Source organism: Methanosphaera sp. ISO3-F5 (assembly GCF_034480035.2).
Taxonomy (GTDB): domain Archaea; phylum Methanobacteriota; class Methanobacteria; order Methanobacteriales; family Methanobacteriaceae; genus Methanosphaera.
Genome location: NZ_CP118753.2, coordinates 763,571 through 776,189, shown reverse-complemented (window position 1 = coordinate 776,189; position 12,619 = coordinate 763,571). Strand labels below are relative to the sequence as shown.

Here is a 12,619-nt window from a genome sequence, read left to right as displayed (position 1 = left end):
GTGTTTGAAGTACTGTTTTATTGTTGTACTTCTAGTAATATTTCGTAGTTTTCGGTTTTTATGATGTCTACTATTTCTCCTGTTTTACTTACAAGGTCTGATTCTGTTGTTATGTGTTCTTTTGTGAATGCTACATCTTCTACTTTTACTTCTCCGTTTTCTTCTAGTTCTTTCATGATTTCTTGTGGGTCAGTGTTTGCTATGTAGTCTATGATTTTCTTTGCATTTTGTTTGAAAACTGGTCCTATTTTACTCATGATTGGTTCTACTTTATTTACCTTTTCATGTAAGTCAGGTTTTCCATTTTGAACTGTGATATTATCAACCTTGTTTGTGTTTTTAATATCATCTATTGTGGAGTTGACTTTTTCAACATCCTCAGTGTATATGTTCACCGTGTTAAGTAGTTGATTTAATGGTATTCCATGTGATGACTTGTATCTTCGTAGCTCATCTATTACATCAATTGCATAACTACCTGTTAATTCTATTTCATCACTTATTAATTCTTCCTCTATTTCAGGCCATCCACCATTATGTAAGTCATATGATTTGTTTCCAAGATAACTATTTACCTGGTCAGCAAAGAATGGTGTGATAGGTGCCATTAGTTTTAGTACTGTTTCTATAACTTTCTTAAGTGTGAACTTTGCATCCTGCGTGGATGTTGTGTCTTCATATAACCTGTATTTAACTGCTTCAATGTATTCATCACAGAAATCATGCCATACAAAGTCATAGATTGCTTGTTCTGCATTTGCAAAGTTGTATTCCTCAAATGCTTCGGTAACTGTCTGATTTAGTCTGTTAAGTTTTGATAATATCCACTGGTCTATAATATTATTTTCTGTTAATTGATCAGGTATGTTTTCATCAAGGTGCATGTTAATGAATCTGAAAGCGTTCCAGAATTTTCGTAGGAATTTATATGCATGTTTTATGTCTTTCCATCCGAATGGCACATCAGATCCAGGTACACTGTTTGCACTCCATAATCTTAGTGCATCTGCCCCATATTCTGAGATGACTTCTTCAGGTGCTATAACATTACCTAAGGATTTACTCATTTTATGTCCGTCTTCACCAAATACCATACCATTGATAACTAGTTCATCGAATGGTTTTTCTCCTGTTAGTGCATAGCAACGCATTATTGTGTAGTATGCCCATGTTCTGATGATGTCATGTCCCTGTGGTCTTAGTGTTGATGGATATACTTTTTCCCATCCAGGATTTGGCCAGTCAGCTATTGTTAGGGGTGTTATTGAACTGTCCATCCATGTGTCCAGCACATCCTCTTCAGGTGTGAATGATTCGCATCCACATTTACATGCATGGTCTGGCTTATCTAGTGTTGGATCTACAGGTAATTGTTCTTCACTTGGAAGTACTACTTCATGGCATTCATCACAGTACCATACTGGTATTGGTGTTGCAAATAGTCTTTGTCTTGAGATACACCAGTCCCAGTCCATACTGTTTGCCCAGTTTTCTAGTCTCTGGTACATGTGTCCTGGTATCCATCTCATATTTTTTGCTTGTTCAATAATTTCTTCCTGCATTTTATTTACTGCTACGAACCATTGTTTTTTTGTCATGATTTCTATTGGTGTTTTACATCTCCAGCAGAGTCCCACATTCTGTTCTACATCTTCTTGTTTTATGAGGAATCCTTCATTTTTTAGGTCATCGATGATTGCTTTTCTGCATTCTTTTATTTGCATTCCTTCATATTTTCCTGCTACTGGTAGCATTAACCCATTCTCACTTATTGCATCGATTACATCAAGATCGTATTTGGTTACCCATTCAACGTCTGTTTTATCCCCGAAGGTACAGATCATTACGACCCCGGTACCATATTCTGGGTCTACTGATTCATCGGTTATGATTGTTACTTCTCTGTTGTATATTGGTAGTGTTACTGTTTTTCCATGTAGATTTGTGTATCTTTCATCTTCTGGGTGTACTACTACTGCTACACATGCACATAATAATTCTGGCCTGGTGGTTGCGATTGTTGCATTTCCTGAACCATCTGTTGCAGGGAAGTTCACATAGTTTAGTTTTGTTGTGTTATCCTTGTATTCTACTTCTGCAAACGCAATTGCTGTTTCACAACGTGGACACCAGTTTATAGGGTGAATGTCCTGATAGATCATGTCATCATTGTATAGTTTGAGGAATGATAATTGTGTTCTTTTCTTGTTTTCTGGTAGCATTGTAATGTATTCATGGTCCCAGTCCTGTGAGTATCCCATGCTACGCATTTGTTTTCTCATTTTTTCTATGTTTTCATGGGTTAGGTCTATACAATAATCACGGAATGTTTCTCTTGGTACATCGTTTTTCTTGATTTCATGGATTTCTTCTACTTTTACTTCTGTTGGTAGTCCATGACAGTCCCATCCTTGTGGGAACAATACGTCAAAATTGTTCATACGTTTGTATCTGGCAATTATATCCATGTACACCCAGTTTAATACGTGTCCCATGTGTAATTTTCCTGTTGGGTATGGTGGTGGTGTGTCTATGATGTATGTTGGTCTTGTTCCATCACCTATGAACCGGTAAGTGTTATCGTTCTGCCATAGTGTTTGTAATTCTTCTTCTTTTGTATGATCATAATCTTTTGGAATTTCATTACTACTCATTTAAAAAATATCTCCCATAATTCATGATTATAATTATTTTTTTCCTTGAATTATTGATTGTGTTGATAAAAAATTTTTTTATCTATTTTTCTCAGTAATTCTCGATAATAATATAATATATGTAAGAAATAGAATATATTTTTAATTAATTTCATTTCAAAAAGTGTGGAAAAATGTAGTTTTCTTAGCTTAATTATTTTCAAATTTTGCTAAGATTAATGGGGAGGCGAATTTATAGTAGATTCTTTTATTTTTGGTGGATAAATTTTCTTGTACATAAGTTATATCAACATTTCTTAGTATTTCATGTACATCTTTTGTTGCTTCATAGTCTAGTTCTTCTCCACTTTTTTCTTGGTTTTCTATTATGATTTCTATGTATCGAAATATCCTGTTATAAAATAATATTTTTATTTCTGGGTTGTCCCATTCATTATCTTTTAATACTTCAAATATGTCTTTTATTCTTTTTGCTGGTATGCTTAAGTTTGTTAAGTTGTTTGTTGATGAATTTTCATTGGATTCTCTATAATAATAGTAGGGAGTGTCCGTATATCTTATTGTTTGTGCTTTTAATGCAGTTTCATAGAAAAATGGGTTATCTACCCATGCTCCTCCTTCTTCTTCCAGGAACATGATTTCATTGTTTAATAGGAAACTTCTCTTGTATATTGCTGACCATATTGATGGATGTCCTTCGAGAAATATTGGTTGATTGTTTATTTTGAATGCTTTATCCAGGTTTGCTAGAGACCTTTTTGCAGTGTCTGCTTTAATGATGTTTTCTACATTATCATATACATGGTAGAAGTTTCCTTTTACTATGTCAATATATCCTATTTGTGTCAAGTTATATAATGATTCCAGCATGTTTTCTTGGATGTAGTCATCTGTTTCAATTATTGAAACATATTCTCCTTTTGCATTGTTTAATCCTTGGTTTACTTGTGCTCCATAACTTTTCTTGTTTGATAAGAATACATGTACTCTTTCATCTTCTTCTGCATATTTTTTCAGTATTTCTAGTGTTCCATCATCACTGCCCGCATCTATACATAAAATTTCTATATCTGTTAGTGTTTGGTTGATTACGCTTTCTATTGATTGTGTTATGTATTTTTTCATGTTTAATGATGGCATTATTACAGATACTTTTGGTTGTTTTTTTTCCATTTTATTATTCACCACCCTTTATTTAGTGTTTTTTATTATTGAGCTGTAAGTTAGTCTTAGAAGTTCAAAGTCGTTGCTGTTTTGTGTGCTTAATACTTGTATGAATATCTGTTTATTGTTTTCATTCAAATTTTTTATGAAGTCATCAAATAGTTCTTCATCTTCGAGTATTTTCATGTATGATTTTTTCATTTCTTGGAAAAATGTTTCTTTGTGGATTTCCTTAATTTTTGTGAATCTATTGTATGCTGACAGTACTTTATTATTATATAATTCTTTTTTGTGTGTTTTGAAATGGTTATGTTTCTTGAATGTTTCCCATATCATGTTATTTATTTCTATTGAATCTAGAAATCTTAGGTCTCCATTATTTGTTGATGATGTGGAGTAAAATCTTCTGATAAATAGGAATTCATTTAGGAATACTATTTTTTTGGCATTGAAGAGTACTTCCCAAAAGAATATGTTGTCATCAAATATTAATCCTTCAGGAAATATTATGTTGTTGTCTTGGATGAATTGTCTGTTGTATAGTTTACTCCATGGTGTTACTGACATGGTAAATATTAAATCTTGTACGTCTTTGTAACTGAATATGTTTTCTTGTACTCTTCCATATATTTCGTTCATACTGTATGATGGTGTTTCGTAGTATTTTTGTTGGTCGTGATTATAGTTTAATGCCTTAAATATTACAAAGTCCACATTGGTTTCTTTTGCTCTGTTGTATGTGAGTTCTAGTGCTTTATGTTCTAAGATATCATCAGAATCCATTAAAAATAAGTATTCTCCGATTGCTTGTGACATTCCAATGTTTGTTGCTACTGCGTGTCCCTGATTTTCTTGGTTGATTATTTTTATCCTGTTATCTTGTTTTCCGTATTTTTGTAGGATGTCCAATGAGTTATCGGTTGATCCATCATTTATGCATATAATTTCAATATCAGTTAATGTTTGGTTTATTATAGATTTTAAACTTTCATCCAAATATTTTTCAACATTGTATACTGGTATTACAACAGATACTTTTACCATCATTATCACAACTTGTTTCTTATTCTTAAAAATTTGGTTATTTTCCAACTGTTTGATGATATTAAACTATGATTAAATTCTCGTATTTTCTTGTATTCTGTTTGTAGTATTTGTTCGTATCTTTTCATGTAGTTTATATGCTTTTTATCTTCATAGACTTTTTTTAGTAGTTCGTATTCTTCTACACTTTCTGTTATGATTACTTGTTCGAATTGTTTCTTGTTTCTGCTTGTAAGTGTTTTTATGTATTGTTCTATTGTTTTTGTATTTAATTTTTCTATGAAATTTGTTCTAAGTAAATTATATGCTGCTTTTTTATTTTTTATTCCTATTTTATTGTATGCTTTGATTGCTTGATTGATTGCATAATTGTTTACTGCTTGTTCTATTATATGATCATATTTTTGGTAGAATATTTCTTTAATATATTCGAGATTTTCAAGGTATTGTTTATATTCTTGTATTGTTATTTGTTCTTTGTTGGGATTATTTAATTTTTTTTCGTATAATAATATTTTATCTGCTTTTATGAGACTTTTAAATGTGAATACTTCTGAGTCATTGTTATTATGTGTATTGAATTGTATATTTTTGTTCAATAGAAATTGTTTGTTGTACAGGCAATCTTGTAATTGAAAGTTTGTTGAAAATACATGTTCTCTTATTTTTTCTATGTTGAATGGTTTTCCTTGTGTTATTCTGGATATTAATGTTGATTCCTTTGTTTTTCCTGAGAATATTATCATATCTGCATTATTTTCTTCCAATTTGTTATATCCTCTTTTTAATGTATCATCCAATAATATGTTTAGTGTGTTTGTGAATATTATGTATTTTCCTTGTGCTTCATTTATTGATATGTTTAATGTTTTCATCAGATTATTTTCTTCTGATTCTTTTATTTTTATCCTTGAATCATTGATTGCGATGTTTTCCCCTTGTTTGGAATAATTTTTTATCCATATTAATTCAAAATCATATACTGAGTATTTTAATATGTTTTGAATTTTTTTTTCGTGATAATTTTCCGAGTTTATTATCATTATTAATGTTACTTTTGTCATGTAATTATTCCCCAGAGTTATTTTTTATAGATCGTAAAAATCCTGTTATTTTCCAACTATTTGATGTTAATATATCATTATTTGATTTTATGAATCGTGCAATATCTATCTTTAATTTATCCACTTTTCCATTGATTTTTCTTTTTTCTTCAAATGTGTAATTGTCTATATTTTTTAGTTGTTTGAATGATGATTCCCTCTTTGTTATATCATTATCTTTGGATATTTTTACAAAATCTTGTAAACGTTCAATGTCTATGAAAGTGTCTTCCAGCATACTTTCTTCAAATAGACAATATTTTATTAAATCGTATTCTTCATCATTCTCATCATAATCATCTATTAATGTCTTGAGGATTAAATAACCATAATCTGATTCTTGGAAGTATTTATAGTCACCAAATTCTTCTGACAATATCTCTTTAATAGTTTCATTGTTGATGTTTTGTCTGAAATTTAGGTAGTCTATGAATTCTTTTTTATAATTGTATACTGTGTCCTGGAATTCTTCATCTTTTAATATGTTAAATACTTCTTTATAATGTGATATGTAATCCTTTATTTTAGCGTGTGTGTCTAATTTTATGTTTAATCCGCCACCAATAGAATAGTTATATCCATAAAAATCTAGGGGTACTGTGTAAATCTGTTCTATATGAGTTAATACTTCTGCCAAAAAGACGGGATCCTGTCCTCTTAGTAAATCAGGAAAAGTTATATTATTTTTGATTAAAAATTCTTTCTTATATATGTTTTTATAGAAAGCCCATGGTATTCCATATTCTGGTGCTTTAATAATAGTTTCTTTTGTAAAATAAGTAAACTGTGCATTTTTATAGTCATAACTTTCTTCTAATTCGCCATTCTGTTTAATTTTTCTTAGATTTGCTGATACCATGTCAGCATCATTTTTGACAGCTATTTTATGCATCTTATCTAGAGCTTCATTGTCAAGGTATATGTCATCTGCATCTAGAAATGCTATGTATTCTCCTTCAGCTTCAAGTATTCCGTTATTTCTTGCTCCGGCTGGTCCCATGTTTTTTTGATTAATTATTTTTATAAAATCATGTTTTGATGAATATTTGTTCAATATTTCTGAGGATTTATCAGTTGACCCATCATTTATACATATTACTTCCATTTTATCAATATTTTGATTTATAACACTATTTAATGTTGTTTCAATAGAATCTGATGCATTATAGACAGGTATTATTACAGATATTTTCTTCATTTTTTTAATCCCCATAAAATATTAAACTGATATTTTATCCCAGTTTTAATTAAATAATTATTTGATTAACTTAGTATATAGTTTTTAGTTATATTTTATTGATTAATGCTTAAATTATATGATAAAGACATTAAATAGATTTTTTATGGAAGTAATGTGTTACTAATTTTTTTTAATCCAATCATAAACTCTTTTTGAATTATTTTTATCATGATACTTAAAAAAGGAAGTTACTCTTTCTTGGTATTTTTCTTCCATAATACAATTGTTTTCGATGTATTCCCTTATTTTCAGTATTAAATCTTCTTCATTCCTAATTACTTCACCAAATCCCATATCTTCATAGTTAAAGTAGCCTTCTTTGTAATGGTAATCATCATTTGGTTGATAGTATATTACAGGCTTTTTCAGATAAGAAAAATCAAATATTACTGATGAGAAATCTGTGATTAATAATGAAGAATTGTTAAATAATTCCTGGAATGAATTATTAATTGATAACTTTACATTACTACCTATGTTGAACTTTTCGGTATGTTTAATTAGTTCAGGATGTGGCTTAAATATTAATTGATAACCAGCAGAATCTAATAATTTTGCTAGTTTATTATTATTAATTAAGCTTTCAATTGACTTATAATAATCAGATTGTTTTAAAAGTTCCCCATCATTATCAAGGTATGATCTCCAGGAAGGTATAAATAATATTTGTTTCCTTTTTTCCTTATTTGTTAATTTATCATATCTTGGAAGTCCTAATACCTGAATAGATTGCCTCGGAAAATTATAGTCCAAGTCAAAGAATGATTGGCATTCAAGATCTGATGATGTGAGTATTAAAGATAAATTATGATCATATCGTCTGATTTGTTCTGTTAAATCACAGGATATTACTCCATGTTGGAGGAAATATCTTGGTGCTGTTACTAAATTACAATAGAATTTACGTTTATCTTCTTCGTCATTATAGAAGGGATTGAAAAAATTTTCATTCAAAAATGAAGATATTCTTTTCTCACAGAATAGGTATAATATTTTATGTTTGAATGATCCATAAGTTATGATGTTCTTATAATTCTTTTTAAGTTCCTTATAATCTTCAGAATTTTTGTCTACGATAAGATACTTATTTATACCATCATCTTGTTTAAGTGCATACTCAAATAAATGTTTTGCATTATCATCAACCATGTCCAGTCTATCATTCAATAACCAAATCCTCTTATTATCCATATACCTATATAATATGAGGTAGAGCAAATGCATAAATGCAGCTCCCACCTTACCTTTTTCAGAACTTTTAATGATTTTAAAAATATTCTTAACTTCAAAGTTAAAAAGTTTCCTAAACGAATAAGGAATAACCGAAATAGAAGAACTATCCTTAAATAAAATATACTCCCCAATAACCGCATAAATTGATACACTAGAAAAATAGGAAGATATCCTGAACTCTATCCGAGGAGTATAGTCCATTTGAATATTATTTTCTTCAAATAATACTTCAAAAGTATATCTATTATGAATTACATCTTTTAATTCTAATGACACTTCAAAATTATAAACAAACTTCCATGGAATGCCCAAATATTCAACATTGCTTCTATCCCTTTGAGGATAAGTAAAATAATCACATGAAAAAGTTTCCCCATTATTTCCTGCATCTTCTTTAATCAGATTTATTCTAAGTGAATCATTATCAAAGTTTGTAGTATATACCCCAGAGATTACCAAGCAATCATCCTTAATATCAACAATATCCAACCATATCCTATGTTTCTTAAGATCATCAATATAATAATCACCAGACCGCATCACAACATTATCATCCTCACCAACAATAGAATATACACCCTTTTTAAGATAAATAAAGAAACCCCTCAAAGCATAATCAATATTCTCATTATCATAAATCATATCATCATCAAGAATACCAATAATACTCCTAATTTCTTCAAACAAACTATTTTTTTCTTCTTTATCCAGAAAATCTAAATCAGGTATTTTAAGTATGTCTTGTATGTAGTATGTGATTGTATATTTGATAAAATCAGGTACAATACTCTTTTTTGTGATTGATGTGGATAATAATTTTTTAATAAAAATTATTCTTTGAATATATTTTTTTTCTTGGATTGTTTTGTTTTTAAAGAGTTTAGGGTCGAATATTTGTCTAATATAATATTTAACATTTTTTATCACACCTATTCGTGGAAGATCTAAGAGTAATTGGTTTATTAGTATGGTTTCTTCTTCAAATAATGTTTTTCTATTGTATTTGTAGTTGCGTAGTGCTGATTTTTTGATAAAACATGATTTTAGGTGTAGTTGTGGATTATTAGCCTCTTCTTCAAGATTTATTATTCTTGTTTGTTCAAATTTGTAGTTTAATCTATCTTCGGTATTTCCATTAATTACTGGAATTGATACTATATTACTCTCTTCAGAATGTTTATCATAGAAGTTTTTTACTTGTTCGAATGTGTTTTTTGAGAAGTAATCAGTTCCTTCAAGGAATGTAACATATTCACCACCAGGAACTTTATAAACATTATTTTCAGCATAAGGCTGACCAAGATAATCCTTTGACAAAATAACAACATTATCCGGATACACACGACCAACACGCCTAATAAGCTCTGTTGACTCAACACATCCCCATAATCTATAAAAATTATCTGAACATTATCCTTAAAATCCAATGTCTGATCCAACACAGAACTAATCGATTGCTCCAAATAACCCGGATTATCAGACACAGTCAATACCACAGAAAACATAAAACCTTTCTTATCACTCATAATAATCAACTTAATGCTTTAAAATCCACTCATACACACGTTTACAATTATCCTTATCATTATACTTGAAAAAGTTTGAAACCCTCTCTTTATACTTATCCTCCATCACACAACCATTTTCAAGATAAAACCTCAACTTACAGATAACATCATCCTCACTCTTAAGCACATCACCAAAACCTTCACTCACATAATCAAAGAAAGGCTCAAAATGATGATCCTCATTCTTCTGATAATAAATAATCGGCTTCTTAAGATAAGCAAAATCCGAAATCACCGAAGAAACATCACTAATCATCAACGCAGAACCCCTTATCAACTCCTGATAAGACTCCCCCGTAGAAACAACAACAGCCTCATTCATCTCAAAAGAATCCAAATGCTTAATCAACTGAGGATGAGGCTTAAATATAAACTTATAACCATACTCATCCAACAATTCAAAAAGCTCACCATTACTTAAAAAACTATTCAACATATGATAATAATCCGAATTTAAGAACAACGATTCATTTTTGTCTAGTTGTAATCTCCATGTTGGCGTGAATAATATTTGTTTTTTTATTTTGTTATCTCTTATAAGGTTGTCAAAACGTGGAAGTCCTAGTATTTGAACAACTTCTTCTGGGAATCTATAGTTTAGGTCAAAGAATGATTGTTTTTCACGTTCTGCTGAGGTAACTATTAATCTTAGATTATGATTATATCGTTTTATGTGTTCTGTTAAGTTTCTGTAGATTACTCCGTGTTGTATGAAGTATCTTGGTGCTGTTACTAAATTACAGTAGAGTTTGCGTTTATCTTCTTCGTCATTATAGAAGGGATTGAAAAATTTTTCATTTAGGAGAGATGATATTCTTTTTTCACTGAATAGGTATAATATTTTATGTTTGAATGATCCATAAGTTATGATGTTCTTATAATTCTTTTTAAGTTTTTTATAATCTTCAGAATTTTTGTCTACGATAAGATACTTATTTATACCATCATCTTGTTTAAGTGCATACTCAAATAAATGTTTTGCATTATCATCGACCATGTCCAGTCTATCATTCAATAACCAAATCTTCTTATTATCCATTAACTTATACAATAAAAGATATAAGAAATGCATAAATGCAGCTCCCACCTTACCTTTTTCAGAACTTTTAATGATTTTAAAAATATTCTTAACTTCAAAGTTAAAAAGTTTCCTAAAAGAATAAGGAATAACCGAAATAGAAGAACTATCCTTAAATAAAATATACTCCCCAATAACCGCATAAATAGATACACTAGAAAAATAAGAGGATATCCTGAACTCTATCCGAGGAGTATATTTCATTTGAATATTATTTTCTTCAAATGTTACTTCGAAAGTATATTTGTTATGAATTACATCTTTTAATTTTAATGACACTTCGAAATTATAAACAAACTTCCATGGAATGCCCAAATATTCAACATTACTTCTATCCCTTTGAGGATAAGTAAAATAATCACATGAAAAAGTTTCCCTATTATTTCCTGCATCTTCTTTAATCAGGTTTATTCTAAGTGAATCATTATCAAAGTTTGTAGTATATACCCCAGAAATTATCAACTGATTGTCATTAATATCAACTATATCCAACCATATCCTATGTTTCTTAAGATCATCAATATAATAATCACCAGACCGCATCACAACATTATCATCTTCACCAACAATAGAATATACGCCCTTTTTAAGATAAATGAAGAAACCCTTCAAAGCATAATCAATATTCTCATTATCATAAATCATATCATCATCAAGAATACTGATAATACTCTGTACTTCGCCAAGTAACTGGTTTTTTCCTTCTTTATCTAGAAAACTTAAATCAGGTAGTTTAAGTATGTTTTGTATGTAGTATGTGATTGTATATTTGATAAAATCAGGTACAATACTCTTTTTTGTGATTGATGTGGATAATAATTTTTTAATAAAAATTATTCTTTGAATATATTTTTTTTCTTGGATTGTTTTGTTTTTAAAGAGTTTAGGGTCGAATATTTGTCTAATATAATATTTAACATTTTTTATCACACCTATTCGTGGAAGATCTAAGAGTAATTGGTTTATTAGTATGGTTTCTTCTTCAAATAATGTTTTTCTATTGTATTTGTAGTTGTGTAGTGCTGATTTTTTGATAAAACATGATTTTAGGTGTAGTTGTGGATTATTAGCCTCTTCTTCAAGATTTATTATTCTTGTTTGTTCGAATTTGTAGTTTAATCTATCTTCGGTATTTCCATTAATTACTGGAATTGATACTATATTACTCTCTTCAGAATGTTTATCATAGAAGTTTTTTACTTGTTCGAATGTGTTTTTTGAGAAGTAATCAGTTCCTTCAAGGAATGTAACATATTCACCACCAGGAACTTTATAAACATTATTTTCAGCATAAGGCTGACCAAGATAATCCTTTGACAAAATAACAACATTATCCGGATACACACGACCAACACGCCTAATAAGCTCTGTTGACTCAACACATCCCCCATAATCTATAAAAATTATCTGAACATTATCCTTAAAATCCAATGTCTGATCCAACACAGAACTAATCGATTGCTCCAAATAACCCGGATTATCAGACACAGTCAATACCACAGAAAACATAAAACCTTTCTTATCACTCATAATAA

7 protein-coding genes are annotated in these 12,619 nt (G+C 29.5%); all 7 read right to left on the bottom strand.

What is annotated here, in order from left to right:
- Nucleotides 1–17 precede the first annotated feature (17 nt).
- The 7 genes from PXD04_RS15175 to PXD04_RS15145 all read right to left on the bottom strand — a co-directional run bounded on the left by PXD04_RS15175 (nucleotide 18) and on the right by PXD04_RS15145 (nucleotide 12,614).
- Nucleotides 18–2,654, bottom strand: coding sequence for a valine--tRNA ligase (locus PXD04_RS15175; RefSeq protein ID WP_323735669.1), 2,637 nt, complete (start codon nucleotides 2,652–2,654; stop codon nucleotides 18–20).
- 189 nt (nucleotides 2,655–2,843) lie between these two features.
- Entirely contained in the window at nucleotides 2,844–3,827 is a 984-nt protein-coding gene (locus PXD04_RS15170; RefSeq protein ID WP_323735668.1) for a glycosyltransferase family 2 protein, read from the bottom strand.
- A gap of 18 nt (nucleotides 3,828–3,845) precedes the next feature.
- On the bottom strand, nucleotides 3,846–4,865 hold the full coding sequence (locus PXD04_RS15165) for a glycosyltransferase family 2 protein (RefSeq protein WP_323735667.1): 1,020 nt from the start codon (nucleotides 4,863–4,865) through the stop codon (nucleotides 3,846–3,848).
- Nucleotides 4,866–4,867: 2 nt separating this feature from the next.
- Nucleotides 4,868–5,926, bottom strand: a complete 1,059-nt coding sequence (locus PXD04_RS15160) for a glycosyltransferase (protein WP_323735666.1) — start codon at nucleotides 5,924–5,926, stop codon at nucleotides 4,868–4,870.
- A gap of 4 nt (nucleotides 5,927–5,930) precedes the next feature.
- Entirely contained in the window at nucleotides 5,931–7,163 is a 1,233-nt protein-coding gene (locus PXD04_RS15155) for a glycosyltransferase family 2 protein (protein WP_323735665.1), read from the bottom strand.
- Between the two features lie 162 nt (nucleotides 7,164–7,325).
- Nucleotides 7,326–9,779 carry a CDP-glycerol glycerophosphotransferase family protein gene (locus PXD04_RS15150; protein ID WP_323735664.1) on the bottom strand — a complete coding sequence of 818 codons (2,454 nt, stop codon included), beginning with the start codon at nucleotides 9,777–9,779 and terminating at the stop codon, nucleotides 7,326–7,328.
- 195 nt (nucleotides 9,780–9,974) lie between these two features.
- Nucleotides 9,975–12,614 (bottom strand): CDP-glycerol glycerophosphotransferase family protein, encoded by a 2,640-nt coding sequence (locus PXD04_RS15145; RefSeq protein WP_323735663.1) that lies wholly within the window; start codon nucleotides 12,612–12,614, stop codon nucleotides 9,975–9,977.
- Nucleotides 12,615–12,619: the final 5 nt, after the last annotated feature.

Coding starts and splice junctions, on each gene's coding strand:
- PXD04_RS15175 (WP_323735669.1), bottom strand. CDS start 2,654: ATGAGTAGTAATGAAATTCCAAAAGATTATGATCATACAAAAGAAGAA.
- PXD04_RS15170 (WP_323735668.1), bottom strand. CDS start 3,827: ATGGAAAAAAAACAACCAAAAGTATCTGTAATAATGCCATCATTAAAC.
- PXD04_RS15165 (WP_323735667.1), bottom strand. CDS start 4,865: ATGATGGTAAAAGTATCTGTTGTAATACCAGTATACAATGTTGAAAAA.
- PXD04_RS15160 (WP_323735666.1), bottom strand. CDS start 5,926: ATGACAAAAGTAACATTAATAATGATAATAAACTCGGAAAATTATCAC.
- PXD04_RS15155 (WP_323735665.1), bottom strand. CDS start 7,163: ATGAAGAAAATATCTGTAATAATACCTGTCTATAATGCATCAGATTCT.
- PXD04_RS15145 (WP_323735663.1), bottom strand. CDS start 12,614: ATGAGTGATAAGAAAGGTTTTATGTTTTCTGTGGTATTGACTGTGTCT.